Here is a 25733-nt window from a genome sequence, read left to right on the forward strand (position 1 = left end):
GGGGCCGGCCGGTGCGGTGGTGTCCTTCGCCGTCACGAACCTTCCGGCCGAATACGCGCGGCCGGTCGCGGGAGGCGCCGCCGTTTCCCGCCCGCTGCGCACCGAGTCGTGGGGCGAACTGGTGGTGCAGCTCACCGACCCCGCCGGCGCGCTCGTCCAGCTCACGCAATGGCTTCCGCCCAGCGGGCGGTGACGCCCGCCGTACACCGACAAGACGCGAGAAACCGTGCCGCCTGGTCGCCGTGAGTAACCCCGTCAACCGCATCAATCGCCACCATCAAGCAGCCCACGGGCTGAGGAGTAAGCAAGCAATGGCACACGGGACTGACAACCCCGCGCGAGTTTCGCATCACATGCATCGGCGGGAGTCCAAGGACTCCGCCGGACTCTTCCGCGTGGTCGGCGCATGAAGGGCCTGCAGGTACGGCTGGCGCACGTTGTGGGCAAGCGGCCACTCAGCCGTACCGACCATTGGTCGTTCCTGTTCGGCCAGATCGCGATCTACAGCCTGGTGGTCCTGGTCCTCACCGGAGCATTCCTGACCTTCTTCTACGACCCGGACACGACCCAGGTCATCTACCAGGGCGCCTACACTCCGCTGCGCGGCGTGCTGGTCAGCCAGGCTTTCGCCTCCACCTTGGAGGTCAGCCTGGAGGTACGCGGCGGTCTGCTGATGCGGCAGGTCCACCACTGGGCCACGCTGATCTTCATCGGCGCCGTGTGCGTGCACCTGCTGCGCCTGTTCTTCACCGGCGCCTTCCGGCGGCCACGCGGCCTGAACTGGCTGATCTGGGTCGCCCTGTTCGTCCTGGGCATCGCCGCGGGCGTCACCGGCGGCATTCTGCCCGACGACATGCTCTCCGGTGGCAGCCTGAGCCTGATCCAGGGTGTCACCCAGTCCATCCCGCTCGTCGGCACCCACCTGACCGGCCTGCTGTTCGGCGGCGCCGTCCCCGGCGGCCAGGTCATCCCGCTGTTCTACCGGCTGCACGTACTGCTCATCCCGGTGATCATGGTCGAGCTGCTCGTCGTCGGACGCTGGCTGCTGCGGCGGCACGGCCACAGCCACTACCCGGGCGCCACCCACATACCGCCGCTCAGCTCGCTGGCGTTGTTCTTCGCCACCTGCGGCATGCTCACTTTGCTGGGCACCGTCGGGCAGATCAACCCCATCTGGCTGTACGGCCCAGCCCGCCCTGGCACCACCGGCGCCGGAGCCGTACCCGACTGGTACATGGGCTTCCTCGACGGTGCCATCCGCATCATGCCCGCCTGGGAACCCATCGTCGCCGGTCGCCCGCTCACCCTGTCCGTTCTCATTCCCGCCCTGATGGTGCCGGGCGCCTTCTTCACCGTCCTGGCCGCCTATCCGCTCATCGAACGCTGGCTCACCGGCGACAGCCGGATCCACCACACCCTGGACCGGCCCCGTGAGGCCGCCGTCCGCACCGCCGCAGGCGCGGCCGGCATGACCTTCTACGGCCTGCTGTGGGCGGCGGCCGCCAATGACCAGCTCGCCCACCACTTCAACCTGTCCTTGTTCGCCGTCACCTGGTTCTTCCGCGTCGCGATCGTGGCCGGGCCGGTCGTGGTCTTCGAGCTCACCCGGCGCATCTGCCTGGCCCTGCAGGAACAAGACAGGCAGCAGCTCACGCACGGCATCGAGACCGGCGTCCTGCGCCGCTCGCCCCGCGGTGAGTACACCGAGGTCATCGCATCCCCCGCTCAGAGAGGTATCCATGCCAATCAACACTGACATCGAGATCCACGCGGTGAACGTCCTGGTCATCGGCTCCGGCGCGGCCGGGCTGCGGGCGGCGATCGCCGCCGCCGAGGCGGGATGCGAGGTGCTCATCGTCGGCAAGCGCGCCAGGACGGACGCCCACACCGTCCTCGCCGCCGGCGGCATCAACGCCGTCCTGGGCACCCGGGACCCGCAGGACACCTGGGAACAACACTTCGCCGACACCTACAAGGAGGGCTACGGCCTCGGGGACCCGGCGATGATCGAGATCCTGGCCCGCGAGGCGCCCGAGGCGATCCGTGAGCTCGCCGACTGGGGCACCCCTTTCACCCGTCTCCCCGACGGCCGGCTGGACCAGCGCTTCTTCGGCGCGCACACCTATCGCCGCACCTGTTTCGCCGGTGACTGGACCGGCCGTGCCGTACTCGAGACTCTCGCGCGCAGGAGCGCGGGCATCGCGATGCGTGAGCGCTTCTACGTCTCCGGCCTGCTGCACGCCGACGGCGAGTGCTTCGGCGCCTTCGGCTTCGACCTGGACACCGGGACCAGGACCGCCATCTATGCCGACGCCGTGGTGCTGGCCGCGGGCGGGCACACGCGGTTGTGGCGGCGCAGTTCCTCACGCCGCGACGAGAACACCGGCGACGGCATGAGCCTGGCTCTGCGCGCGGGCTGCCGGCTGGCGGACCTGGAGCTGGTGCAGTTCCACCCCACCGGGATGGTCCATCCGGAAGAGGTGGCCGGCACCCTGGTCACCGAGGCGGTGCGCGGTGAGGGCGGACGGCTGTACAACGCGCTCGGCGAACGGTTCATGACCGCCTACGACCCCGAGCGCATGGAGTTGTCCACCCGTGACCGGGTCGCCCTGGCCTGCTACACCGAGATCACCGAGGGCCGCTCCGGACCGAACGGCGGGATTTTTCTCGATATTTCCCACCAGGACAAGGCTCTGATCTTGGAACGGCTGCCGCGCATGTACCGGCAGTTCCTCGAACACCAGCTCCTCGACATCTCCACCACCCCCATGGAGGTCGCGCCCACCGCGCACTACTCCATGGGCGGCGTGGTCGTCGATGCCGAGACCACCGCCACCGACCTGACCGGCCTGTACGCCGCCGGCGAGGTCACCGCGGGCCTGCACGGCGCCAACCGGCTCGGCGGTAACTCACTCACCGAGACCGTGGTCTTCGGCCGCCGCGCCGGCCAGGCGGCGGCCGCCTGGGCCAGGGACAGGACCACCATCAGCCGCCCCTCCGCCGTCGTCACCGCAGTCAACGAAGCGCTCCTCGGGCTGGTCAAGCGTGGCGGCGAGTTCGCCCGGCCGATCCAGCGCGACCTGCGCACCCTCATGTGGCAGCGCTGCGGCGTGGTCCGCGACGAGGACGGGCTGAAGCAAGCCCTGGCCGGCATCGAGGCCCTGACCGAACGAGCGCGGGACGTGGACGTCTCGCCCACCGCCGAAGGCTACGAGGACCTCGCGCATCTGCTCGACCTGCGGGCGGCGCTGCTCGTGGCCGAGGCGACCGTCCTGGGGGCCATCGCCCGCCGGGAGACCCGAGGCTGTCACAACCGCAGCGACTATCCGGCCTTGGACGAGACGCTGACCAGAACGCTGGAAGTGTCCTCGACCGAGTCGGGACTCCGGCTCGCCAGCCGCGCCGTGCTCAAGCCCGCCCCGGAGCTCGCCCGCCTCGTGGAACGCACGGCCGACCTCGAATCCACCGGGCGGCTGGTCGAGTGACGCGATCGTCACCGACCGGCCCCCGGCTCACACAAAGAGAAAGAAATTAAGGAGATCTCAACCATGATCCTGGTAACCGGTGCCACCGGAAACGTCGGTTCCCACGTCGTCCGCCAACTCCTGGAGGAGGGTGAGAAGGTCCGTGTCCTGACCCGCAACCCCAGCGGCCATGCCTTTGCGGACCAGGTCCAGGTCGTGACCGGCGACCTGACCCGGCCGGAGACCCTGCCTGAGGCACTGTCCGGCATCGAGCGGGCCTTCCTGTTCCCCGTCCTCCAGGGCATCGACGGATTCCTCGACGTGGCCAAGCGAGCCGGCCTGCGCCATGTCGTGATGCTGTCCTCGGTGTCGGTCACGTGGCCCGAGCCCGGCTGGGTCGGCGAGGTGCACCTGCGGCTCGAACGATCCGTCCAAGCGTCCGGGTTGGCGTGGACCTTCGTGCGGCCCGACGGGCTTCCGACCAACGACCTGGTCTGGGCGCCCCAGATCATCGAGGGCGATGTCGTGCGCGGCCGGTACGGCGAGGCCGCGACGGCCCCGGTCGACCCGCGCGACATCGCCGCGGTCGCCGTCCGCAGCCTCCTCGATGGGCGTGCCGGCGAGGGGTACTCGGTGACCGGACCGCAGTCGCTGACCCAGATCGACCGCCTGCGCATCATCGCGGAGACCCTCGGGCGGCCGTTGCGGTGGGAGGAGCAGTCCGAGGACTGGTTCCGGGACCAGATGGCCCGCCACGGCATGCCCGCTGCGGGGATCGACGATTACGTCGACGCGCTCACCGCGAGAGTCGGCAAGACCGCGGAGGTCCTGCCGACGGTCGAACAGGTCACCGGCCGACCGCCCTTCACCTACGCACAGTGGGTCGCCGACCACGCCGCCGCCTTCGGCGCAGCGCCGGCTTGACCGATAGGCGGCACCCGCCGGCCGCCGGGCGCGTCCCGAGGGACGCGCCCGGCAGCCAGGGACGCGGCTGGATCGCCGTTCGGCTCACCCCTTCGGAAAGGCTAAATCCTTCAGAACGGCTCAATCCTTCAGGAAGAGAGAAGTACGGCGAAGACGTGGAAGACGAGGCGGCCGCCGGGGGTGGTGGTCCCAGGCGTTCGTGCCGGCTGGTGCAGCCGATCTCGCGCTTGCGCAGGTCACCCACCATGGTGATGAGGTCGTGAAGGCAGCGGCCGTAGCTGGGCCTGGCTCGGGCAGACTACTTCACGAGGGCGGCGGGCATCGACGTGCCGGCGGGAGCGGTGTGCGAGCTGGCGGACGGCCGCGGGGGCTCTTGCCGACGGCGTCGGCGATCTCGTCGTAGCCGATAGCGAAGGCCTCGCGCAGCACGAACACGGCGCGCTCGGTCGGCGACAGCGTCTCCAGGACGAGCATGAGCGCCATCGACATGCTCTCGGCGAGCTCGATGTCCTCGGCCACGTCCGGCGCGGTGAGCAGCGGCTCAGGCAGCCAGGGGCCGACGTAGGACTCCTTGCGGCGCTTCATGGCGCGCAGCCGGTCCAGGGCCCGCCGGATGGCGAGCGGGACCAGGTAGGCCCGCTGGTCCGGCACTGCGTCGAGATCGACGCCCGACCATCGCAGCCAGGTCTCCCGCAGAACATCTTCGGCATCGGCGGCCGAGCCGAGCATCTCGTAGGCGACGGTGAACAGCAGGTTGGGATGGACGACGAACGCCTCGGTGGTGCGGTCCGTCTGGTCGCTGCCCTTACATATTGCTGGCCTTCCACGCTGATCTCGACGGCGCCTGCACACAAGATGCCGATCCCGCCGGCTTGTGTCAACCGCCGCTGGTGGCCTACATCACACCTCGGCAGTGTCACAGGAATCGGGCCGGAACCGCCACATGGTCGTAAGTACAACAACGTCAGGAGAGAACATGACCTCAGTATTGATCACTGGAGCGAACAAAGGCCTGGGCTACGAGACCGCGCGCAGGCTCGGAGAGCTGGGCTGGAGGGTCTTCCTCGGCTCACGCGACGAGGGCCGGGGAAGGGCCGCCGCGCAGAAGCTGGCCGCCGACGGCGCACACGTCATCATGGTCCCCTTGGACGTGACCTCGGAGGAGTCGGTGGCCGGGGCTGTGCGGCAAGTCCGGGAGCACACCGACCGGATCGACGTGCTGATCAACAACGCCGGCACGCCCGGCGGCGGTGTCAACCCGGCGGACGCGACGGCCAAGGACATCCACGCCGTCTACGACACCAACGTGTACGGGCCGGTCCGGGTCACGAACGCGTTCCTGCCGCTGTTGCAGGCGGCCGATAACCCGCGGGTGGTGATGGTCACAGGCGCCGGTGGGTCTATCGCGTTCGTGACCGACCCCGGGCAAGCCGTCTCGAAGATGTACGAACTCGCCTACACCTCGTCGAAGGCGGCACTGAACATGATCACCGTCCGATACGCTCAGGCGCTGCCGGCCATCAAGTTCAACGCCGTGACCCCCGGCGAGGTCGCCAACGGCAGGTTTCCCGCCACCGACATGAACCCCGTGGGCGTGTTGACGGTCACCGAGGGCAGTGATCCGATCATCGATCGCGCGACGCTCGCCTCTGACGGGCCAACCGGGACCTTCATCGACCGCCTCGGCCCCATCGCCTGGTAAACATCCCAGAACGGAGAGACAGACGGGCAAAGGCTGGTTCGTCACAGGCTCCTGACCACCACCGCCAACCGCAAGGCGATCGACCGGATCCCCATCGAAACCCCGCGCACAGCGGCAGCTGTTCGGGGAGCAGCCCGATGACCTGTGGCTGTGGGTCGAGACCGGCGAGCGCTGGTAGGCCCAGAACCTGAACACGGCCACGGCCACGGCCACGAAGGCCGACCAGCACGTGGCCGCGGTGAAGGCGTCCGCGGCAAGCAACACGGTCATCCTGGCGCTGGCCGATGAGCTGGCCGCGGGCACGATCGAGGCGACGCCGACCAAGTCGGACCTGGAACTGGGCGTGCAGACCTTGGCCGACGCGCTGGCCCGGCAGGCGAACCCGTTCCCGGACGCGTCCCCGGCGCAGGTCCGCCACCCGCTGACGGCCGGCGACACCGATGAGACGTGGTGGCCGTGGCTGATGGGCCTGGTGGTGGGCAGGGTCGCCCCGGGCGAGTGGGACGTCGTGGTGATCGATGACCGTCTGGTGGAGGGGCTGGACGCCGGCGGGAACCCGGTCTACCCGGTCTGCCGCCGCGCGGCCGAGGCGATCCGCCCGCGATAGCTCCGCGTTCAGCCGTACCCCGGGCGTTGACGGGGCCGGGCCCGTCAGGTCGCGCTCTGCTGGTCGTGGTCGCGCAGCATGCGCAGGACGGTCGCGGCCGAGGGGTGACCGCCCTTTTTCGCGCCGCTGGTGATGACGAGGCGGGCGGCGATGTCGCGCAGGCTGAGGTTCTGGCCGCGCAGGTGCAGGGCCATGGCGAGCATGTTCTCGTCGGTGACGGCGGCGCCGCCGATGGCCTTGCCGCGGGCGCGGGCGGATTCGTGGCCTTCCAGGGTGCGGTCGCGGATGTACTCGCGTTCCATCCCCGACAGCGCGGCCAGCACGGTGAACACCACGCCCGAGGGGTCGTGGGAGCCCTGCAGCTCGCCGGTGAGGAACTCCAGGCCGATGTCGGCGGCGCGCAGCTGCTCGGCGAGGGCGGCCAGGTCGAGGCCGCGGCCGAGCCGTTTGTGCTCGTGCACCACGAGCGTGACCGCCACGCCCGCCGCGCGCAGTTCCCGGGCCAGGGTGACGGCCTTGTCGAGCTCGGGGCGGATGGTGGCGCGGGTGGAGATCTTCTCGGCGAAGACGCGGGTGACGCCGGCGGCCTTGAGCGCGTCGAGCTGGGTGTCCAGGGACTGGCGAAGAGTGGAGGCGCGGGCGTAGCCGATCCGCGCGTGCCCGGCCGGTTCGGCGTCGGCCGTGGCAGGGCGGGGCAGTTCGATCCACAGTGCGCCCGGCTTGCGGATGGCCGGAGTGGGGACGTTGAGCGCCTTGGCGAACGCGGGCACGAGCCGGAAGCGGGCGGTGTGGTACTGGACGGCGACCTTGCCCTTGCCGGTTCGGCAGGGGGAGCTGGCCGGGGCAGCGCAGGAGGTCATCGGGCAGGCGTGGGCCTCCACGCGGAGGAACTCGTCGTCGTACACCCCGGAAGTGTTTCATAGGAACGTTTCAGACAGCCATCCATTTGCACCGACTTATGAAACAGCGTTCGCCCTGGACGCGTCCGGCCGGAGGCGGGGTTTCATAGGTTTCCACCTATGAAACACTGCGTTGTCGTCGTCGACCCTCCAAGGCTCACGCGGATATCAGGCTCGCGATCGCTGTAAGAGGAGAAACGGTTCCGTTGCAGGTCCACCCCCGCGCCCTGGCCAAGAGCGCGGTTGGGTGTGAACCGCGTCCTCGAGGACAGATCTCATTCCACCAGAACGGTCCCCCCGAAGGCGGTACGGCCCTGCCCGAGGTCACAGATGACGGCGGCGCCGCGCCGGACTACTGGCGCCACACCTTCATCCCCACCCACACCCCCAGCGGCCGACCGATCACCATCGGCCCGAAAGTCGCCAGCTTCGACCAGAAGATCCCACTCCTGCTCACCGGCGAGGCCATCGCACCCGTGACGGCCCAAGCCAGACGCCTGGCGCCACACCCCGGCATCGCCTACCCGCTCATCCGCGACGCACCACTCGCCCGTTTCGCGCTTGTCTGGCGCACCGCCGCCGAAACCGATCTCATCCGAACCTTTGCCAGCGTCGTCACCGAGCTGGGCCCGATAGTCCTATGACGTCGGCGCGGCCCCGCCAACCCCGGAGACTCTGATGTGCTGATGTCCTACCCGGCGGGCAGGATGGGCGCGGGAGGTACAGATGAGCGACATCGCGGACGTTCCACCCGCCGTTGTGGGCCGGCTCCGGGTGATCTGCGGGGAGCTGCCCGAGGCGTACGAGGAGCCGGCGTGGATCGGCCTGCGGTGGCGGATTCGCCGGCGGACGTTCCTGCACGTCTACACCACCGACGGGAGGGGGTCGGCGTACATCGATATGGACGATCCGGCCATCCTGATGACCTTCCGGGCGCCGCCCGGGGAGTTGGCCGCGCTGGCGCATGCCGGCCCTCCGTTCTTCCGGGCCGACTGGGGTGTGAATGTCGTGGGAATGGTGCTGGACGACGAGACGGACTGGGTCGAGGTTGCCGAGCTGGTGACGGACAGCTATCGCGTGCAGGCGCCCCGCCGCCTCGCGTTCCGGCTGAAGGCAGGTGGATGAACCGCCGGCTACCTCCCCACGTTGCCGCTTATCCAGGTTCGGTGCTGAGAAACATTCCTATTCACGGTGGGATAGGTCGGGTTGCCGCACTGGCCAGAGATATTTCAGGAGACGATTCCGATGACGACATCACCCAGTGCCGCATGCTCCGGCCGTCTGGCCGGATTTGCGGGTGCAGTTCATCCCGGGCGTGATCGGCTTCACGAACTGGTAGATGCCTTCGCAGGTCCACCGCGGCGTGACATCGAGGAAGACCTCGCGTCGTTCGTTGGGGAAGCCCGCATTGCTGGTCTTTCCGTAGCCGGTCGTGACTACCTCGCCGGTCGGCACCGCGCCCTGGCTGGGCAGTGCGGGTGCGATGAGGGGCTCCGACAGATGGGCTGGTCAAGCGCAGGATCGCGAGATCGCCGTCCATTGCCGGGACGCGCCTTCACTCGGTTCGGGCACCGGCCTCGAGTACGGTGAGGTCGCGGACCGCATACCGGTGATGCTCGGCCTCTTCCTTGCACACCACCGTGAGGCAACGGCGCACGACGTACTCCTTGTCCGGGTAGGGGTCGGCCGGCTTGCGACCACATACCCGGTCGAGCTCGGCCTCGGTGAGCTCGTCGACGACCCGGCGCATCGTGGCCATGCGGGCGAGCCGCGGCGCGAGTACCTCGTCGAGCGTCGGGGTGGCATCGAGGGTGAGCCCGAGCTTCGCCGATGCTTCGGCCGGCATCCCGCCGCCAGGAAGGCCCAACGGGTGGTACGGCGCGTCCTCCTCGAGCACGGCGTTGCCGATCCAGGCATCGCTGGCCATCAGCAGATGCCGCTGCGTCTCGACGAACGACCACTCGCCGTCGACCTGCTCGTGCAGCTTCGCCTCGGGTAGGCGCCTGGCGCGGTCGAGCGTCTCCTCCCATTGCTTCTCGATGGCATCCCAAGCGGCCCGGTATTCGGCGGCGGACGTGGCCTCACGGGCCAGCACCCGGTTGGGATGCAGCCGGTCGAGCTCGGCCTCGACGTAGGCGGTCACGTCGACGTCGTTGACAACGACACGCTCGAAGCTGCCACCGAGGGAGACGTTGCCCCCATAGCAGTCCACGATCTTCAGGCCGGTGACGTCGCAATCGCGAATCTCGAGGCCGGAGAGGTCGCACAGGTGGATGCGGGCACCACGGAACTGGTCACTTTGGGTGTATTCAGCAGGCATCGGGACAGTTTCCCGTATCCGTCCCGCCCGCGCCAGTGAATGGCACAACGTGAGGGTTGCGTGTTGCGTCCGGGCGGGGCAGTGCGGGATCGAGCGTCTTGGCGAGCGCTCGACGATCGATCTTGCCCGCGCGGTTGAGAGGCATCTCGTCCAGCCAGACGTAGACGCGTGGAATCATCGGCGCGGGTAGCCAACTACCCAGTTGGCTCGTGAGCAGCTCGTCGGGTCGCCGTTCGCCGACCAGATAGGCGACGATGGCCGCGCCGCCCGGGTTCTCGTGGCTTGTGTCTTCGATGGCGGCACGACGCTCACGATCACAAAGCGCTGTGCCAAGTCCTGCTTGATCCGCTCGGCCCAGGCGGAGACCGCAAGTTCCAGCACACGGTCTACGACCGCGATGCTGACCGGCCCGCTGTCCTCACCGGCCACGACCGCCGTCGAAGACGCCGTACTCCTCTTCGACGGCGTCTTCCTCCTGCGGCCAGAACTCATCGACCAATGGGATCTGCGGATCTTCGTGTCCGTCGACTTCGAGCAGACCATAGATCGCGCCCTGACCCGCAGCATGGCGATGGCCGGATCCGCCGATGCCGCCGAGATCGAACGGTCCTGGCGCCACCGCTACATCCCATCCCAACAGCTCTACTTCGCGACAGCCCGCCCGACCGATCACGCTGACATCATCGTGTACAACGATCAGCTCCACGAGCCGACCTGGGACATCCGATCCGCGCGCCCCGGAACGACCGGGGATCGGCATGAACTCGTCCTCAGGCGGCCAGACTGAGATCGAGGCGGGTGTTCATGTCGAGGCGGAACCGGCCGTAGGGGTTGATGTGGACCCAGAATAGGGGTGAGAGCGCCCGGTGGTCCTCGTCGGTGAGCTTCCGCGCCCACTTCGGATCTCGTAGCACGGCCTGGAGGAGCTGGGTGTTGATGAACACCAGCGAGGACTGGAGTAGGTGCAGTGCGAGCATGGACACCTCGGCGTGCTCGCGATCGGAACCGGTGAGGGTGCCCTCACGACCGTAGAAGATCTTGTCGTTGGCGCTGTTCCAGTTCTCCACGACCTGCAGCCCATTGTTGATCTCACGGCGGAGTTCCTCATCGGCGAGGTAGTCGCAGGCGAAGATGGTGCGCACGACCCGGCCGAGTTCTTCCAGGGCGAGGTAGACCGGCTGCTTGGGGCCCCCACTCTTGGACTTCATAAACCGGCGCAGCACCTGCTCGGCCTCGTTAGTGCGAAGGCGGAGCGCGGTCGCGTACTTGATGATCTGATCGTAGTTGCGGGCGATCAGATCCCAGTCGATCGGCCGCTGCTTCAGGACCTTCGCCAGCTTCGGCCACGCGGCCTGGTTCGCGGTCGGCGCGTACAGCTGGATCGCGCCGATGTTCTTCAGCCGGGGCAGCAGCTTGAACCCCAGGACCTCGGTGAAGGCAAAACCCACCAGCGAAGCTCCATGGGTGTCGGTGTAGTTCGCCTCTATGTCGGCGTCGGTGCCGTGCCGCAGCAGCCCCTCGATCATCGCCGCAACCTCCGAGGAGGAACACGACTTCAGCTGTGAGTAGACGCACAGCCGACCCTTGTCGACATGCCAGTAGATCATGACGCCGTAGCCGCCGTACCGGGCGTGGAATTCGGTCATCAGGTTGGAGTCCCAGGAGGCGAACCGCTTTGAGTCCGATGCCGTCGACGTCGCCTTCCCCCACCACTTCGGGTCCCGGGCCTCCAGGGTCGCATTCACCACGGACACGATCGCGGCACGCAGGTTCTCCCGAGTGATGAAGGTCTGGCGGACGTGCCGTAGCTCGGCCTCGGTATGGCCGTGCTCACCGGTCGCTGACATCTGTCGGATCCCCATGTTGGTGCCGAGCGCGATCAACACGAGCAGAAGCCGCTTGCTCAAGGTCTCCTTGGACAGGACCTCGCGGGTCGCGACCGAGGTGAACAGGTCGGGGAAGTCGGTGATGAACGCGGTGTTCTTCAGGATGTCCAGCAGGTCGATGGTGCCCCAGCGGCGCTGCACCTCGGCCTTCAGAGCAGTGAGGTTCTTCGGCTCGGGCAGCTTGTCGAGCTTCGGGACCGACACCCACGGCTTGCCCTTCCGGGTGGTGATCTTCACGCCTCCTGTGGTGCCCTCGACGAGGCCGGTGTTCAGCCGGTCCAGGCCCACGGTCAGGCGGCTTTTGAGGTCGGCTATGAACTCGGTGGCATCCAGGGGCTTGGACAGGGCGGCGTAGTGGACGTCGCGGTTGGTCTCGAAGTCGCCGGGCAGGTCCTTGTCCGGATCGCGCCACCGGCCAGCGCCCTGCACGTACACCTCACGGCGCCGCAGCGCCTCCCGCAACGCGATCAGCACGCACAGCTCGTACGGGATTCGCTCGACCCGCCGGGACTCGGCGTCCACCACCGCGTCCCGCCACGCCCACTGCACCACGCCCTCGATCGGCACCCGCTCGGTCTCGGCGTAGTACCGCTCGGTCGCTGCGACCCCCGCGTACCGAGACAGCAAGTCGATCGCGTCCATCACCGGTCGGTAGGCGGTGTTGTTGCACTTGAACTCCAACGCCGCCAGGATCGGCCCGAGCATCCGCCGGTAGTGGTGGGAGTAGGAGCCGCGCAGCTGGTAGCGGATCCGCTCGGAGACAGCCCGCTCGGTGGCCATCAGCTCCCGCGCCAATGACTTCAGCGTTCCCACCCCACCCGGCACCGCCGGATACACCGCCTCCCGCACCGTGTCGTCGGGGCGCTCGATCGCGGCTTTGATCATGTTGACGTAGATGCCGCGCTTGCCCCGTGCCTTCGTCAACTCGCCGACCAGCTCCCGCTCCACCCGCCGCTCGGCCCGCGCGTTGATCCGGTGAATCAGGTCGATCAGCAGCCCGACCAGCCCGTCGACCAGCTCGGCCTGCCGCGTCCAGCACAATGCCGCCAGCAGCGTGTACCGCACCGGCTCGGAGCTGTCCTCGAAGTCCGACGGGTACATCCGCATCGGCCGCGTCCGCCACGCCGCCACGATCCGATCCGACACCCCGGAGAAGACCCCGTCCGGCAGCCCCAGCGACCGAGCCGTCGCCAGCTTCCCGATCTCCGCCAGCAACGTGTCCAACCCCAGCGGACCCGGGTCGGACTTCAACTCCGCCAGCACATGCGGACGGTCCAGCAGATCCTGCAACCTGCCGCACACCACCGACCCCAGTGTGCCCACCACGCCCTCCGAGAACGCCACCTCGAACTTGGAAAGGCCCGACCCCACCACCCGCTCCACCTGGCCGGGCGTCGGCGGCTCCACATCCTCGCTCCGGCATCTGCGGCGCAGCGCCTCAGCAAGCCGCTGGCGACTCGTCTCCGTCGGGCACATCTCCTCCGCCAGCCACCGTGCCCACCGGTCCTCATCCTCCTCCGTCGCCGGCCGCGTCCCGAACGCCTCCCTGATCTGCTTGCGGTGATACTCGATCGTCCGCCCCGTCCACCGGTACTTCGCGAACTCCCCGGCGTCGACCTTCACCAGCGACGCCACATAGTCGACCGCGACCAGCGGAACCGCCTGCGGACCGTCCGGGAACCGGCCCTCAAGCTCATAGAACTTCAGCAACAACGCGAACCCCAACCGCGTCGCGCCCGACTTGTTACGGATCAGCTTCCAATCACCCTCGACCAGCGTCCACGAACCGATCAGCTCATCCGGTTCCCACTCCGCGCGCATCCCCACCACTCCCAGACCGAGACCACCACCAGGACATGGCTCACGATCAAGGAAAAGGTCGCCCATTTCACCGGGATTGACCTACTTGCAACCACTACGCGACGAACCCGAAAGGTAGCTCACCGCTACTTTGCGGCTCGCCGTAGCTTTAGGAGTTCCGGGCCTGGTTGGAGGGCCCCAGACTGAGAAGGCTGGGAGTCGTGCCCGCACCGAGGAAGTACCTCTCACCACCTTTGCCCACGCGGTCCTCGATCCGGCCGTGAACTTCCTCGCCGGTGCCGATGTCCTGGAATTCGGCACCGGCAGGCTGGTTCAAGGACGGGTTCTCAGCGGCTCACGGCGGTCTCCTGTTCAATACGCGACAGCTTCTCCGGATTGCGCACGTGGTAGGCGCCGGTGACGTAGCCGTTCTCCACGCGCACCGCCACCACGCCGTCGGTCTCGCCGTTGACTCGGACGAGCAACCCCGGGCCGCCATTGATCTGCACCAGCTGCCCCGCAGGCTCTCCACCGCCGCGGCCGACTCACCCCGCCCCATCGCTGATGAGATCTTCCCGGCCCGCATCGCTCCCCCGGCATCGGTCAACACCTCCAGCACATCCCGATACGCTCGAGGCAACACCGAAGGCTCCAGGTCCTGACGCCAGGGCGGCACCGTCACCACACCCCGCCGCACCACCTCGACCTCCTGCCCGTCCTGCGGCGTTTCAGCGACATCGGCATCCTCACCCTGCAGCACCGAGTCCGCGACCAGCCGGCCCGCCTTGTCCAGGATTTCCTCCACCACCTCCTGCGCGATCAGCAACCGCGACAGCCGGGTCTCCTCGGCCTCCAGCCGTGCCCGCACTTCGGCGAGTTGCTCACCGAGCTCCTCGATCCGCTGACGGAACTCCGCCTGCCGCCGGACCAGCTCCTCCAGCAACGAAGCCATCGCCATCACCGCCTCACACGCCTGCACCCACGGTAGAAGGCGGTTTCAGGATCAAACAGCCAGGCCAGCAAACGCCCAGCTCAGCAGGTCACTGCGGAAGAGAGCTACACCCGGACCAGTTACCCAGCCAAGGTTGCGTGACGGCCCACTTGCTCGTACAAGATTTTTGGAGCCGATGATCGCGTAGTCGGAGAGAGTGGCCTGGTTGTCGACGGGGCGCGGCTGCAACGGAACACCGCCCCGTGCCCGTCGTCGTCTGGCTCCCGTTGTGCTTCAGCCGGTCGCGACGGCTGCCTGAGCGGCGCTGCCCCTGGCCGACAGCTTTCGTATGTGTCGTACGGCGATGAGCGGCACCGTCACGCCGATCAGGTTGCAGTACGCCACCGCGGCGTAGAAGCCGTCCGCGCTGCCGACGGCGTGTGCCGCCGCCGCGCCGACCGCGACGATCAGGCCGAAGTAGATTGCGTTGAGCACGATGGCCCGGAAGCCGCCGCCGGTCTCCTCCATGACGGTCAGCGAGGCGAGCACGGGTCCCTGGACGGCGTAGGTGAGCGCCACGGCGCCCAGGTAACTGCCCGTAGCTGCGGCCACCCCGGCGTCGCCGCCTATCAGCCGCGCCAGCGGGTCATGCAGTGACCACACCAGCGCCGCGATCACCACGTAGGTCACGACGGTGACCTCAATGCCACCGCGCATCGATTCACGTATTCGCCGCCATTCGCCCGCGCCGCGTTGCTGGTTAATGGTGATCGCTGTGGCTGTACCCAGGACCATGCCCGGCAGCAGCACGACGCTCTGCAGGGTGGAAGCGACCGTGAACCCGGCCACGGCGTTCTCCCCGTAGTTCCCGAGGACGCCGATGACCGCGAGGTTGTACGCGGAGAGCACGAGAAAGGACATGGCGATGGGTACACCGATGCGGCGCAGGTCGGTGAACACCTCGCGCCGCCAGATCCGGACGGTGGGCGGATGCCACAGCTCGGTGCGGCGCAGCAGCACCAGGCCCATGGTCAGGCCGGTCAGACCCGCTGCCGCCTCGGCGATGGGCACTGCCGCGATTCCGATGTCGGCACCGAGCCCGAGGCCGGCCACCAGGCCGATCCTCACGGTCGCCGTCCAGATGACCAGGACGGTGGCCTGTCGCACATACCCATAGCCGCGCAGGCTGGACGCGCACAGCTCCGCCCCGACGGCCAGCAGACTGGCGGCGCTGGTCCAGCGCAGGAAGGAGGCAAACGTGTCCCGCAGCCCGGCGTCCACATGAAGGAGACCCGTCAGGGAGGGAGCCGCGACCGCGAGGCCCAGGTACAGGGCCGCGCCGAGCCCGAGCCATACCCTGGCCAGGCTGGCGGCGTTCGACATGACGTCCTGGGGGCGCCCGGCCCCCTTGCTGATCGCGGCGGCGACCTGGTTGCAGACCGCGAAGCCCACACTCAGGGCAAGGACGATGAGGCTGACAGGCTGATACAGGGAACGCACATAAATGGCCTCTCCCCCCATACGCCCCAGAATGGCGATAATTCCGAGCTGGGCAGCGAAATTGAGGGACCCGGCCACAAAAAGAGGAACAGCGAGGCCGGAGATGGTTCGCCACACCCCCCTTCTTTTATGAGCGGCTAAGGGAAACATGCGGACCTCCGGGGACGCAACGGCTGGGGGCGCGAATTGACCTGTGGGACGATGGCTACATTCAATCGCGCCCGGCCCCGTACCACTCGACCAGCACCTGCCTGTCCCGCATCACCACGAGCCCGTGCAGGTTCGGCGCCTTACCCGAACGCAGGACCTCATCGACACGCCCTGCCATTCCCACGATGCACCTCCTGAAGTCGGCACCTCCTGAATACGACCTCACACCGTGTGAGACACAAGCCGCCCAAGAAAGTCGCGCACTCTCGTCGGACGGCGTAGATTCCCCTGGCGATTTCGCAGGCGCGCCAAGTGCGACTGGGAGCCGATCGCCGCCACGTGCCGATCCATATCGTCTGTGATCTGATCCACGTGCTGGAATACCTCTGGCGCGGGGCCCGCTGCCTGCATGCCGCCGATGATCCGGCCGCCGAGCAACGCGTCGCCGGCTGGGCGCTCGGGCTGCTGGCCGGCCGCATCGACGAGGTGATCGCCGATCTGAAGGCTCAGGCCACCTGCCTGCCCACCGACCGGCGCGACGGCCTCAAGGCCGCTGTTCGCTACCTGACCAGCCACCGCGCATTCCTCCGCTATGACCAGGCGTTGGAGCAGGGCTGGCCGATCGCCACCGGTGTCGTGGAGGGGACCGCCCGCTATCTGGTCGGCGACCGCCTGGAGATCACCGGAGCCAGGTGGGGACTGGCCGGAGCCGAGGCTATCTTGAAGCTCCGCGCTGTGATCGCCAACAGCGATCTCGATCGGTACTGGGCTTTCCATGTCGACCGCGAGAACCAGCGCATTCGCCGCAGCCGTCACCAGGACGGATACACCCCCACAGCCTGATCTAACCAGTCACTGCGGAAGAGCTACACCCGGACCACATCGCCGCCAGCCGCCGCCCAGGCCGTGCTCGACAAGGACGTCAAGCCGTGGAGCGAGCAGCAGATCAACGCTCGGGCCGCTGTCCACACGAGCAGGGGTCCCGGTAGCAATGGAGCAAAATCCAACGAACCTGCCTCTGACCTGCAGTGACGTGGTGTTCCGCGCCGAGGTAGGAGAACTTCGTCGTGGTTGTTGGTGCTGACGGCTGATCCGCGGGTCAGCGAGGTTAGAGCCCTTTGTGGAAGGCGGCGTACTCGGCGCGGGCCTGTTCGACAGCGTTGGGGTGGCGCTGGGCCTTCTCGTGTTCTGCAAGGGCGCGGTAGATGCTGGCGAGGGAGGGGTTGTGACCTTTGCGCTTGCCAGTAGGGATGATCAGGTCCTTGCGGATCTTTTCGACGGGTTCGCCGGCCGCGCGGCGCCGTAGGATGGTGTGGATCATGTCGTCGGTGATGACGGTGGGACGGCCGCCGTGGTTGCCCTTGCGGGCTGCGGCGTCCAGGCCTTCCAGCGTCGCCTCGCGGATCGCTTCTCGCTCGGTCTCGGCCATGGCGGCGAAGAACGCGAAAAGCATGCGGCCGGGCCCGGCCGGGTCGTAGATTCCGGCGAGGGGGCGGCGAGCATTTCCAGGACCAGGCCGTACACGGTGAGGATGACGCGGCAGTGCGGAGCGTGGGCCTTGATCTGCCGGGCGGTGGCCAGGGCCTTCTCGAACGCGGGGCGGACCTTGAGGCGGTTGGAGATCTTCTCGCTGAAGATCTTGTCGCGGCTGATGCCGTGCGCGGTCAGGGCGTCCAGCTGTGACTGAAGTTCCTGGATGAGGGAGGAGCAGCGCGCGTAGCCGATGCGGATGTCGGCCGAGGGCCGATCGGGGTCGATGGGGGCGGGCGGCGGGGTGCCGGGCCGTCAGGGCTGGCCTGGTCCGTGGTCGGCGGGAGTTTGGACGCGCAGCCGTTTGGCCTGCCGGGGGCCTTGGTGAAGCGGCCGGTGTGGTAGGTGCCGGCGACGGCGCCGGACCGTGACCGGCAGGGCGATCCGGGCTGGACGTGGCATCGCGGACAGGGGTGACGTTAGACCTCATCGGCGTCACAGGTGACGTCGTCGGCAGTACCGGAATCGGCGGCGGATACGGCGCTCATTCGGGGCTGGGAGAGGTCGACCGTGCCCCGAATCCTCTCACAAACATTTCTCAGAACCGCCTCGATCGGGAACTTGAGTGAGAACGAGTTGTGAGAAGGATTCGAGACCTCCGGCCATCCCCTGAGACGCACGTTGATGATCTTCTATCGGAATCGCTCGTTTGTGAGAGCTGTTTGCGTCACCCGATCAACCTGCGTGCCTCCTCATGGTCTCGCGGTGGTGCTGATCGGGCAGCCGATTCCAATCGATATGGCTGTCATTCGGCAGGGCAGGTGGTACCCGGCTTGGGCAGCCTCAGGTCGGTCAGGTACGTGGTGGCGTGTTGGATAGGGCACGTCTTGCCCGACAGGTACATGACATGGCCGGGCCCGTCGTAGCCGACGGTCACTGATCCCGGGATCATCCTGGTGAAGCTCTCGGTCCATGCGTAGTCGCCCCACGTGCTGCCGACTCCCAGGAATGGCGGCAGGCCACGAGTCAGCAGGGGGCGGGAAGGGTTGGCGACCGGTAGCGGCCAACCGGTGCATCCGAGCGCGTCGAATGACGCTCCCCCGAAGTTCGGCGAGATCTTCTCCGCCTGACGGCGGAACTTCCGCAGCTGCGCGTAGCTGCTGTAGCCACGGTCATCTGCGCACGTCATCGCCAGCGCTCCGGGCGCGGCCCAGATCCGCGCGTTGCCGAGAGCGAAATCGGCGAAACCGGACCCGTCCCCGCCCCGGGCCTTGTTGACCGCCTCGGCGAAGGCCAGCCACCGCGAGTTGTTCGGTCCGGGGTCGCCGATGAAGCCGAAACTCCTCAGATGCCATCCGGTCAGCTCGCCCTTGCCGAACTCGGACGACGTGACCGGGATCGGCCTGCGATCGGCGTCTCGAATGAGCTTGCGCCAGACCGCCCCGGCGTCCTGTCCGTGCAACGCGCAGGCGGGGGTGTCCGCACACCAGGTGGTGAATCTGGTGAAGACCCGTTCCAGGACGGGCAGAGTCCGCAGCGTCTGGTCGCGCCAGCCGTCGACCTGGTTGATCGTCCCGTCGAGGTACATGGCTCGGATGCGCTGCGGGAACAGCCGGGCATAGGCGGCGGCGGGCACCCCTCCGTAGGAGTTGGCCATGAAGCTCAGCCGTTCCTCGCCCAGAGCCTCGCGAACCGCGTCCATGTCTCTGGCCACCGACAGAGAGTCCATGTGGGCGAACAGGCCGGTCTTGTCCGCGTTCTGGCACTCTTTGAGGGCCTTGGTCATCGCCGCGGCCAAGGCCTTGTACTGCTTCTGCCCCTGTGGCTCGAACAGTGACGTTCCAGGCTGCATGCAAGATGGGGGCATCTGATCACGCCACACGGTGGTGCGCGGCTTGTAGGCGACGAGGTCGAACCTGCGCCGCAGTTCGGTGAGGTCGGTCGCAGCGCGCTTCAGGTCGTCGATCCCGTTGGCCCCGGGACCGCCGGGAACCCCCAGCACGCTGCCGATCCGGTGCGCAGACTCGGTGGCGGGCAGCCGGGCCAGGTCCAGTTTGACCTTCGACTCGTCCGGCTTGGCCCAGTCCACCGGCACCTCGATCTCAGCGCACTGCATGCCCGCCGGTATGCCCTGGCCGACGCAGTCCCGCCAGGTCGGCTGCGCATCCCGAGCGGCGGAGGCCCCCGGGGTCATTCCCGCCAGCGCCGCCACCGTTACACCGATGACCAGCCCTCTGGTCCTCGCGCGCCTGCGCCGCTGCTTGGTTGTCGTCATGGTGATCACTCTGGTGACACCGACCGGATGGCCACCACCGGGACGTCCTCCGTTTTGGTTTCGGGATGTCCCCCACGGGCTGTCCGGCTGTTCTCGCGCGAGCGTGTCCGTCAGGCTGGACGGCGTGCGGCGTCTGGCGAGGAGGAGCGTGGACAGGCAAGCAGAGAGGTGGCGTGTGCTGATCACTACTCCGGTGCGGGAGCGGTCGCAGCGTGAGCTCGCTTACGCGCTGATGTTGCCGTTCATGGTGGGAGCCGGCCTGGTCCATCTCGTTCTCGTGCTGCTGAGCGTCATGCTGACGGCGAATCTCGTCGGAGTGCCGATGCTGGCCCTGAGCGTGATGGCGGCCAGAGGGCTCGGCACGGCCAATCGACGGCTGGCACGAGCGTGGGCCGGGGTGCGGGTGCCCGATCCCGGCCCGTTCTGTGCCGGGCCGGGCCTGCTGAACCGGCTCGGCGCGGCGCTCGGTGACGTGACGGGATGGCGCGCCGTCATCCACAGCCTGCTCCGGCTGCCGGTGGCCGTGGTCGCCTGTGCGGCCGCCGCCGCGTTGTGGGGAGGCGGCCTGCTCCTGCTCGGCTGCCCCCTGTGGGCGCAGTTCTCCGCCTTGGCGCACCTGTCTCCCCCCGGCTGGCCGGTTGCGGCGCTGGTGAGCGCGGCCGGACTGGCGCTGCTGCTCCTCGCCCCGTGGGGCGTCCACCTCGCTCTGGCCCCCGAGCGCATGCTCGCCCGTACGCTGCTCGGGCCCGCGCCGGGCGACACCCGGATCCGCCGACTGGAGCAGGCACGGGCGCTGGCCGCAGAGGACGCGATCGCCAGGCTCCGCCGGATCGAGCGAGACCTGCACGACGGGACGGCGGCACGGCTGGTGACGCTGGCCATGAGCCTGGGCATGGCCCAGGACGAGCTCGAGCAGGCCGACCAGCCCGAACGGCTCCAGCGCGCCCGCGTCCTCGTCGACAGCGCGCACCGCAGCGCCAAGGAGACCGTGGCGGAGCTGCGTGACCTGATCCGCGGCATCCACCCGCCGGCACTCGACCAAGGGCTGGAGGTCGCCCTGGCCACGCTCACCGGACGGAGCCCGATCCCCGCCCGGTTCGAAGCCGACCTGCCCGAGCGACCGGCTCCGGCCATCGAGGCCATCGCCTACTTCTGCACGACGGAACTGCTCGCCAACGTGGTCAAGCACAGCGGCGCCAGGCACGCCGCCATCGAGGTACAGGTGCGTGATGGACTGCTGACCCTCCGGGTGCGCGACGACGGCACCGGCGGCGCGGCGATCGGCACCGGATCCGGATTACGCGGACTGGCCGCCCGGGTCCAGACGTTGGACGGCATGATCGACATTCACAGCCCGGCCGGAGGACCTACGGTGATCACAGTCGAACTCCCCCTGCACATCTGAACGGAGCAGTGCATGCGCATCGTGATCGCCGAGGACGCCGTGATGCTCCGGGAGGGCCTGTGCATGCTGCTCACCTCCCGCGACCACGAGGTGGTGGCCGCCGTGGGCGATGGCGACGCGCTCCTGGCCGCCGTGGCGGAACACGGTCCCGACATCGCCGTGGTCGACGTACGCATGCCGCCTACCCACACCGACGAGGGCCTGCGAGCCGCGATCCAGATTCGCCGTGATCACCCAGAGGTGGGCGTGCTGGTGTTCTCCCAGTACATCGAGACGCGTTACGCGACCCAGTTGCTCGCCGGCGGCGCCCATGGCGTGGGATACCTGCTGAAGGAGCGCGTCGCCGACGTCAAGGACTTCCTGGCCGCGCTCGACCAGATCGCGGTCGGGCAGACCGTCCTCGATCCCGAGGTCGTCACCCAGATCATGGGCGCCAGCCGCCGCGCGGAGACCCTGGGCACGCTCACCCCGAGGGAACGCGAGGTGCTGGCCATGATGGCGGAGGGGCGTTCCAACAACTCCATCGCCGCCGCGCTGTTCCTGTCGTACGGCTCGGTGGAGAAGCACGTGACGCAGATCTTCACCAAGCTCGGCCTGTCTCCGTCGGACAACGACCACCGCCGGGTACTCGCCGTCCTGCACTACCTGCAGGCCTGACCATCCCCATCCGCGCTTCCGCGCGGCGGCCAGGATGTTCTGCCGGGAGGCGGCCGACCACTTGCCGACGATCAGCGAGGCGGTGGCCTGGCCGTACTTCAGCGATCCGGCCATGCGCAGCAGATCCGGCCAGCAGCCGGCGATGAGGTCCTCATTCCAGCGCGCGCCCAGCAGCGGCCCGGCGTGCGGATAGCGTTTGGCGATCTCGGTCGGGGTGTCGTCACGGACCAAGGTGACCCGGGTCAGGTCCCGCATCCGCGGGGTCAGTGCCTTGCCCACCAGGTCGAACAGCACAAAATGGTGCCGCCGCCGAACACCTTGGCCAGTCCCAGCTGGCAGTGGTGGTCGACGATATCGGTGTTGGCCTCGCGCAGCGTCTCCTCCCGCACATACCACTCCATCGTCCAGACCAGCACGTCGTAGGACACCCCGGAGGCCTCCGACATCCGGGCCAGGCCCAGGTTCGTGGCCATCGCGATGAGCACGGCGAGGATGTTGCGCTTGGTCTCGGCCGTCTTGGTCAGCTTGCGCCAGCCGGCGTGGGTGAAGCAGTCCAGGAAGTGCGTGCGCGCGTCCAGCTCGATCAGCAGCGAGGCGATCGGCGCGAACGGCAGCATCGGGGCCAGCTCGAAACCGGGACGAACGTAGCGGCAGTGATCATCAACCCGCCACAGGCGGTCAGCCTCCTCCGTTATCGCAGGTCAGAGGCTACTTCGTTGAAAATTTCTGCATTGCTACTGGGACCCCGACCAAGCGCACCTGGGGCGCCTTCTACGGCACCGATCTCGATCCGCCGGAGCACACGCGGCTGCGCCGGATGCTCACCCCGGAGCTCACGATGCGCCGGATGCGCGGGCTCGAGGCGGCTCTGGACGATCTGGAGCGGGCCGGCAAGCCTGCCGACCTGGTGGCGCACTTCGCGCTGCCGGTGCCGTCGCTGGGGATCTGCGAACTGCTGGGTGTGCCGTACGCCGACCGCGCCGAGTTCCAGGACCGGTCCGCTCGCCTGCTGGACACCTCGCTGCCGCTGGAGGAGCAGCTCTCGGCGCGGCGCGAGGACCGGGCCTACATGGCCGGCCTGGTCGCCCGCGCGCAGGCCGACCCGGGCGAGGACATGGTGGGCATGCTGGTACGCGAACACGGCAACGACCTCAGCACCGACGAGCTCATCGGCATCGCCGGACTGCCGCTGCTGGCCCGGCACGAGACCACCTCGAACATGCTCGCCCTGGGAACCCTGGCCCTGCTGCGGCACCCAGACCAGCTCGCCATGATCCGCGACGATCCGGCACAGGTCGAGCCCGCCATTGAGGAACTGCTGCGCTGGCTGTCCATCGTGCACTCACTGCCGCCGCGCACCACCACGACGGATGCGGAGATCGCCGGACAGGCCATCCCCGCAGGCCCCCTCGTGATCTCCTCCCTGCCCGCCGCCAGCCGCGACCCCGCTTTCATCGACAATCCCGACACCCTCGACATCACCCGGGGAGCCGCCGGCCACGTCGCCTCCGGCCACGGCGTGCACCACTGCGTGGGGGCGCCGCTGGCGCCCTCCCGGCCCCACTGCGGCGCTTCCCCGGCCTGCACGCTGCGGGTGACCTGGTGACCTGGTGAGCGGGTGGTCGCTGAGAGCTGACACTTCCCGCAACTCATCGCCACGCTCTCACCGTCTGGAAATCAAGTACTACGTTGAGCGGCTTGCCGCTGTCCGGCACGCAGGCGGGGGAGGCTCCGCGTCAGGCCCGGCCGAGGACGCAGAACTCGTTGCCCTCCGGGTCGGCGAGGACGACCCACGGGACGTCGCCCTGGCCCACATCGGCGAGCGTCGCACCGAGGGACTGCAGCCGGGCCACCTCCGCCGCTTGATCGTCAACGGGGTACGGCAGCAGGTCGATATGGACCCGGTTCCACACGGGCTTCACGTCAGGCGTGCGGAGGAACTCAAGATACGGCCCGACACCCTGGGCGGACCGCAGCCGCGCATGATCGTCGGTAACCTCGTGCAGGGTCCAGTCCACCGCCTCGCCCCAGAACCGCGCCATGGCCCGCGGGTCCGCGCAGTCGACCACCACCGCGGCGATCGGCCCGGTATCGCGGTAGACCTCCCGAGGCTCCAGCACGCGGAACACGTTGCCCTCCGGGTCGGCCAGAACCGTCCATGGCACGTCACCCTGGCCCACATCGGCGGGCGTCGCACCGAGCTCCTTCAGGCGCGCGACCAACTCCGTCTGATGGGCCGCAGAGGTGGTGGCGAGATCGATGTGCACGCGGTACTTCACCGTTTCGGGGTCCGGGACGGTGACGACATCGATGTAGAAGCCGGCGGGGTCCGGCCAGACGAAGCCCTCGGGCTCGAGGTTGGTCACGCCGGGTCCCTCGCTGGACACACCCCAACCAAGCGCCTCCGCCCAAAACCGGCCGAGCGCCGAGTCATCCCGAGCCTTGAAATTCACTTGAACAAGTCGCAGCGCCATGCCGCCAACCCTATGCCCAACAGATAAACCAGGATGAACCACGCGCCTTCGGCTCAACTGGCGGTAACGGGCGGGTCGGGGACTTCGCCGCGCGGCCGAAGGCTTGGGCGGGTGCGGAGGCGGTAGGTGTCGTCGATCGGGTCGAAGATACCGAGCAGGTGGAGGGTCTTGCCCGCGACATCCCGGCGAAGATCGCCCATGCTCCGTAGCGGACAGGCCTGAGGAATTCACGCGTCACAACGGGCGCAGGTGCTCGATCGTGACGTGGTGCTGCTCGGTCAGCCGCCGGCCGATCAACGAGCGGTGGCAGGCCTCAGGGTCGCGCTCGACACAGAGCAGCGCTGCGGTCCCGCTGCTCGGCAGCGCCGCCACGATCGGCGTGAGGTCGGCGCGGTCGAGGATCTCGGTGGTGTAGCGGCGGGTGTACTCGGCAGCGAGTTCGCGGCGCGAGCGCTTGCCGACCCCTTGGCGGTCATCCTCGGCGTACTGGAGCTGGCGTAACTCGGTTGTTGGGGCGAGCTCACGGTGGTGCTCGTAGGCGATCCCGGCATGGGCGAGGGCCGCCTGCAGCCGGCGTGAGTTCGCCCAGGCGTACTCGGGTCCGCGGACACCGCGGCGCTGGCGTACGTCGAGCAGCAGACGAACGTCCGCGTGCCGCAGTCGTTGCAGGAAGGACTCGCCGCCGAAGCCATAGACGCCGATTGTCACCAACCTGAGCACCGGAAATCACCCACCTGCCTCCTACTCGTGCCGCCTCCGGCAGCCCTGCCGGAGGCGGCGAGATCGCATCACGCGACGGCGGTCCCCTCAAGCTCGACCATCAGGTCGGGGATCGCCAGCCGTGTCACGCCGAGCATCGTGGTGGACGGTGCCACCCCGGCGGCGCCCAACCGCGACGCCAGCACGCCGTAGTGCTCGAAGAGCCGATCGACGTCGGTGGTGTAGACGTTGAGCCGGACGAGGTTCGCGAGGGACATGTCGGCCTCCCCGAGCACGGCCTCCAGGTTGTCGAGGCTCAGCGCCAACTGCGCAGCCATGTCATCGGCATGCTGGGGCTTGCCGTCGCCGCTCATCGCGGTCTGCCCGGCGCAGTACAGGGTCCGGGTGTGCCCGGAGACGATCTCACCCTGATTGTACCCCATCTCCACCGACCACGCCCACGGGTTGACCGCCGTTCGCTCCATTGCCACATTTGCTCCATTCGATTCGTCGACATTACGTACGTCGATCGGCTCGGTAGCCGCCATCTTTTTGGTCGCGTTGATGAGC

General features: G+C 68.2%; 26 protein-coding genes and 4 pseudogenes. 13 read left to right on the forward strand and 17 right to left on the reverse strand.

Annotated features, from left to right (window positions below; genetic code table 11):
* Positions 1 to 19 precede the first annotated feature (19 nt).
* The 4 genes from EDD27_RS54310 (at position 20) to EDD27_RS17910 (ending at position 4388) form a co-directional block, all read left to right on the forward strand.
* Positions 20 to 193: a VOC family protein gene (locus EDD27_RS54310; protein ID WP_164903668.1), complete on the forward strand. Its 174-nt coding sequence runs from the start codon at positions 20 to 22 to the stop codon at positions 191 to 193.
* Between the two features lie 213 nt (positions 194 to 406).
* A complete protein-coding gene (gene qcrB / locus EDD27_RS17900) occupies positions 407 to 1756 on the forward strand; it encodes a cytochrome bc1 complex cytochrome b subunit (RefSeq protein ID WP_127933451.1) in 1350 nt (449 codons plus the stop codon).
* Positions 1740 to 3485 (forward strand): L-aspartate oxidase, encoded by a 1746-nt coding sequence (locus EDD27_RS17905; RefSeq protein ID WP_127933452.1) that lies wholly within the window; start codon positions 1740 to 1742, stop codon positions 3483 to 3485. Before qcrB ends, EDD27_RS17905 begins: the two co-directional genes overlap by 17 nt.
* Positions 3486 to 3548: 63 nt before the next feature.
* Positions 3549 to 4388 carry an NAD(P)H-binding protein gene (locus EDD27_RS17910; protein ID WP_127933453.1) on the forward strand — a complete coding sequence of 280 codons (840 nt, stop codon included), beginning with the start codon at positions 3549 to 3551 and terminating at the stop codon, positions 4386 to 4388.
* A gap of 278 nt (positions 4389 to 4666) precedes the next feature.
* Here EDD27_RS17910 and EDD27_RS17915 read toward each other — a convergent pair.
* Positions 4667 to 5117 (reverse strand): annotated as a pseudogene (locus tag EDD27_RS17915) (sigma-70 family RNA polymerase sigma factor); the annotation flags it as partial.
* Between the two features lie 247 nt (positions 5118 to 5364).
* Here EDD27_RS17915 and EDD27_RS17920 point away from each other — a divergent pair.
* Both EDD27_RS17920 and EDD27_RS17925 read left to right on the forward strand, forming a co-directional pair.
* Positions 5365 to 6090 (forward strand): SDR family NAD(P)-dependent oxidoreductase, encoded by a 726-nt coding sequence (locus tag EDD27_RS17920; protein WP_127933454.1) that lies wholly within the window; start codon positions 5365 to 5367, stop codon positions 6088 to 6090.
* Between the two features lie 229 nt (positions 6091 to 6319).
* Entirely contained in the window at positions 6320 to 6697 is a 378-nt protein-coding gene (locus EDD27_RS17925) for a hypothetical protein (protein WP_127933455.1), read from the forward strand.
* Between the two features lie 44 nt (positions 6698 to 6741).
* Here the strand turns inward: EDD27_RS17925 and EDD27_RS17930 are convergent, their stop codons facing one another.
* Positions 6742 to 7602, reverse strand: a complete 861-nt coding sequence (locus EDD27_RS17930; RefSeq protein ID WP_241564095.1) for a recombinase family protein — start codon at positions 7600 to 7602, stop codon at positions 6742 to 6744.
* A gap of 200 nt (positions 7603 to 7802) precedes the next feature.
* Here EDD27_RS17930 and EDD27_RS17935 point away from each other — a divergent pair, with 200 nt between their 5' ends.
* On the forward strand, positions 7803 to 8240 hold the full coding sequence (locus tag EDD27_RS17935) for a hypothetical protein (RefSeq protein ID WP_127933456.1): 438 nt from the start codon (positions 7803 to 7805) through the stop codon (positions 8238 to 8240).
* A gap of 82 nt (positions 8241 to 8322) precedes the next feature.
* Entirely contained in the window at positions 8323 to 8721 is a 399-nt protein-coding gene (locus EDD27_RS17940; protein ID WP_127933457.1) for an MmcQ/YjbR family DNA-binding protein, read from the forward strand.
* A 129-nt stretch (positions 8722 to 8850) separates the two neighbouring features.
* Here EDD27_RS17940 and EDD27_RS17945 read toward each other — a convergent pair whose 3' ends face one another.
* Together EDD27_RS17945 and EDD27_RS17950 are read right to left on the reverse strand one after the other, a co-directional pair.
* Positions 8851 to 9051: a serine protease family protein gene (locus EDD27_RS17945; protein WP_164903669.1), complete on the reverse strand. Its 201-nt coding sequence runs from the start codon at positions 9049 to 9051 to the stop codon at positions 8851 to 8853.
* 100 nt (positions 9052 to 9151) lie between these two features.
* Positions 9152 to 9916, reverse strand: coding sequence for a DinB family protein (locus tag EDD27_RS17950; RefSeq protein ID WP_127933459.1), 765 nt, complete (start codon positions 9914 to 9916; stop codon positions 9152 to 9154).
* Positions 9917 to 10118: 202 nt separating this feature from the next.
* Between EDD27_RS17950 and EDD27_RS17955 the strand changes: the two genes are divergently transcribed.
* Positions 10119 to 10703: a nucleoside/nucleotide kinase family protein gene (locus EDD27_RS17955; protein ID WP_206641479.1), complete on the forward strand. Its 585-nt coding sequence runs from the start codon at positions 10119 to 10121 to the stop codon at positions 10701 to 10703.
* On the opposite strand, the gene EDD27_RS17960 is transcribed toward EDD27_RS17955, so the two are convergent.
* From EDD27_RS17960 to EDD27_RS17970, 3 genes are all read right to left on the reverse strand, one after another.
* Positions 10687 to 13623 carry a Tn3 family transposase gene (locus EDD27_RS17960; protein WP_127933460.1) on the reverse strand — a complete coding sequence of 979 codons (2937 nt, stop codon included), beginning with the start codon at positions 13621 to 13623 and terminating at the stop codon, positions 10687 to 10689. The genes EDD27_RS17955 and EDD27_RS17960 overlap by 17 nt on opposite strands.
* Before the next feature lie 326 nt (positions 13624 to 13949).
* Positions 13950 to 14111, reverse strand: coding sequence for a hypothetical protein (locus EDD27_RS17965; protein WP_206641480.1), 162 nt, complete (start codon positions 14109 to 14111; stop codon positions 13950 to 13952).
* Positions 14112 to 14827: 716 nt separating this feature from the next.
* Positions 14828 to 16033, reverse strand: a complete 1206-nt coding sequence (locus tag EDD27_RS17970) for an MATE family efflux transporter (protein WP_164903670.1) — start codon at positions 16031 to 16033, stop codon at positions 14828 to 14830.
* 489 nt (positions 16034 to 16522) lie between these two features.
* Between EDD27_RS17970 and EDD27_RS17975 the strand changes: the two genes are divergently transcribed.
* Positions 16523 to 17026, forward strand: a complete 504-nt coding sequence (locus EDD27_RS17975) for a hypothetical protein (RefSeq protein WP_127933462.1) — start codon at positions 16523 to 16525, stop codon at positions 17024 to 17026.
* A 265-nt stretch (positions 17027 to 17291) separates the two neighbouring features.
* On the opposite strand, the gene EDD27_RS57805 is transcribed toward EDD27_RS17975, so the two are convergent.
* The 4 genes and pseudogenes from EDD27_RS57805 to EDD27_RS17985 form a co-directional block, all read right to left on the reverse strand.
* The gene (locus EDD27_RS57805; protein ID WP_206641481.1) at positions 17292 to 17636 is read right to left on the reverse strand and encodes a serine integrase family protein; all 345 of its coding nucleotides are present in this window, start codon (positions 17634 to 17636) and stop codon (positions 17292 to 17294) included.
* 122 nt (positions 17637 to 17758) lie between these two features.
* Positions 17759 to 17914: pseudogene (locus EDD27_RS58685) on the reverse strand (recombinase family protein); the annotation flags it as partial.
* A pseudogene (locus EDD27_RS58690) lies at positions 17848 to 18120 on the reverse strand (zinc finger domain-containing protein); the annotation flags it as partial. The pseudogenes EDD27_RS58690 and EDD27_RS58685, both read right to left, overlap by 67 nt.
* Before the next feature lie 338 nt (positions 18121 to 18458).
* Positions 18459 to 19928 carry an alpha/beta fold hydrolase gene (locus tag EDD27_RS17985; protein ID WP_127933463.1) on the reverse strand — a complete coding sequence of 490 codons (1470 nt, stop codon included), beginning with the start codon at positions 19926 to 19928 and terminating at the stop codon, positions 18459 to 18461.
* Between the two features lie 148 nt (positions 19929 to 20076).
* Between EDD27_RS17985 and EDD27_RS17990 the strand changes: the two genes are divergently transcribed.
* Both EDD27_RS17990 and EDD27_RS17995 read left to right on the forward strand, forming a co-directional pair.
* Positions 20077 to 21333: a sensor histidine kinase gene (locus tag EDD27_RS17990; RefSeq protein ID WP_164903671.1), complete on the forward strand. Its 1257-nt coding sequence runs from the start codon at positions 20077 to 20079 to the stop codon at positions 21331 to 21333.
* Between the two features lie 12 nt (positions 21334 to 21345).
* Positions 21346 to 21990, forward strand: coding sequence for a LuxR C-terminal-related transcriptional regulator (locus EDD27_RS17995; protein ID WP_127933465.1), 645 nt, complete (start codon positions 21346 to 21348; stop codon positions 21988 to 21990).
* An 81-nt stretch (positions 21991 to 22071) separates the two neighbouring features.
* On the opposite strand, the pseudogene EDD27_RS58695 reads toward EDD27_RS17995, so the two are convergent.
* A pseudogene (locus tag EDD27_RS58695) lies at positions 22072 to 22245 on the reverse strand (Tn3 family transposase); the annotation flags it as partial.
* A gap of 8 nt (positions 22246 to 22253) precedes the next feature.
* Positions 22254 to 22607: a transposase gene (locus EDD27_RS56595; protein WP_241564096.1), complete on the reverse strand. Its 354-nt coding sequence runs from the start codon at positions 22605 to 22607 to the stop codon at positions 22254 to 22256.
* A gap of 230 nt (positions 22608 to 22837) precedes the next feature.
* Between EDD27_RS56595 and EDD27_RS18005 the strand changes: the two genes are divergently transcribed.
* On the forward strand, positions 22838 to 23596 hold the full coding sequence (locus EDD27_RS18005) for a cytochrome P450 (RefSeq protein WP_241564097.1): 759 nt from the start codon (positions 22838 to 22840) through the stop codon (positions 23594 to 23596).
* Positions 23597 to 23726: 130 nt separating this feature from the next.
* Here EDD27_RS18005 and EDD27_RS18010 read toward each other — a convergent pair whose 3' ends face one another.
* From EDD27_RS18010 to EDD27_RS18020, 4 genes are all read right to left on the reverse strand, one after another.
* A complete protein-coding gene (locus EDD27_RS18010; RefSeq protein ID WP_127933467.1) occupies positions 23727 to 24464 on the reverse strand; it encodes a VOC family protein in 738 nt (245 codons plus the stop codon).
* A gap of 53 nt (positions 24465 to 24517) precedes the next feature.
* Positions 24518 to 24664, reverse strand: a complete 147-nt coding sequence (locus tag EDD27_RS54315; protein WP_164903672.1) for a hypothetical protein — start codon at positions 24662 to 24664, stop codon at positions 24518 to 24520.
* 34 nt (positions 24665 to 24698) lie between these two features.
* Positions 24699 to 25184: a DUF488 domain-containing protein gene (locus tag EDD27_RS18015; RefSeq protein ID WP_127933468.1), complete on the reverse strand. Its 486-nt coding sequence runs from the start codon at positions 25182 to 25184 to the stop codon at positions 24699 to 24701.
* Positions 25185 to 25252: 68 nt separating this feature from the next.
* Entirely contained in the window at positions 25253 to 25648 is a 396-nt protein-coding gene (locus EDD27_RS18020) for a RidA family protein (RefSeq protein WP_127940766.1), read from the reverse strand.
* Positions 25649 to 25733: the final 85 nt, after the last annotated feature.

This window comes from Nonomuraea polychroma, from assembly GCF_004011505.1.
GTDB lineage: Bacteria > Actinomycetota > Actinomycetes > Streptosporangiales > Streptosporangiaceae > Nonomuraea > Nonomuraea polychroma.

What these genes read in the sequence shown, in the direction of transcription:
- qcrB (WP_127933451.1), top strand. Translation starts at nt 407, where the DNA reads ATGAAGGGCCTGCAGGTACGGCTGGCGCACGTTGTGGGCAAGCGGCCA.
- EDD27_RS17960 (WP_127933460.1), bottom strand. Translation starts at nt 13,623, where the DNA reads ATGCGCGCGGAGTGGGAACCGGATGAGCTGATCGGTTCGTGGACGCTG.
- EDD27_RS56595 (WP_241564096.1), bottom strand. Translation starts at nt 22,607, where the DNA reads ATGCTGCCGTTCGCGCCGATCGCCTCGCTGCTGATCGAGCTGGACGCG.
- EDD27_RS18005 (WP_241564097.1), top strand. Translation starts at nt 22,838, where the DNA reads ATGCGCGGGCTCGAGGCGGCTCTGGACGATCTGGAGCGGGCCGGCAAG.
- EDD27_RS17910 (WP_127933453.1), top strand. Translation starts at nt 3,549, where the DNA reads ATGATCCTGGTAACCGGTGCCACCGGAAACGTCGGTTCCCACGTCGTC.
- EDD27_RS18010 (WP_127933467.1), bottom strand. Translation starts at nt 24,464, where the DNA reads ATGGCGCTGCGACTTGTTCAAGTGAATTTCAAGGCTCGGGATGACTCG.
- EDD27_RS17995 (WP_127933465.1), top strand. Translation starts at nt 21,346, where the DNA reads ATGCGCATCGTGATCGCCGAGGACGCCGTGATGCTCCGGGAGGGCCTG.
- EDD27_RS17905 (WP_127933452.1), top strand. Translation starts at nt 1,740, where the DNA reads ATGCCAATCAACACTGACATCGAGATCCACGCGGTGAACGTCCTGGTC.
- EDD27_RS57805 (WP_206641481.1), bottom strand. Translation starts at nt 17,636, where the DNA reads ATGCTTTTCGCGTTCTTCGCCGCCATGGCCGAGACCGAGCGAGAAGCG.
- EDD27_RS17985 (WP_127933463.1), bottom strand. Translation starts at nt 19,928, where the DNA reads ATGACGACAACCAAGCAGCGGCGCAGGCGCGCGAGGACCAGAGGGCTG.
- EDD27_RS17950 (WP_127933459.1), bottom strand. Translation starts at nt 9,916, where the DNA reads ATGCCTGCTGAATACACCCAAAGTGACCAGTTCCGTGGTGCCCGCATC.
- EDD27_RS17920 (WP_127933454.1), top strand. Translation starts at nt 5,365, where the DNA reads ATGACCTCAGTATTGATCACTGGAGCGAACAAAGGCCTGGGCTACGAG.
- EDD27_RS54315 (WP_164903672.1), bottom strand. Translation starts at nt 24,664, where the DNA reads ATGGGCGATCTTCGCCGGGATGTCGCGGGCAAGACCCTCCACCTGCTC.
- EDD27_RS18020 (WP_127940766.1), bottom strand. Translation starts at nt 25,648, where the DNA reads ATGGAGCGAACGGCGGTCAACCCGTGGGCGTGGTCGGTGGAGATGGGG.
- EDD27_RS17940 (WP_127933457.1), top strand. Translation starts at nt 8,323, where the DNA reads ATGAGCGACATCGCGGACGTTCCACCCGCCGTTGTGGGCCGGCTCCGG.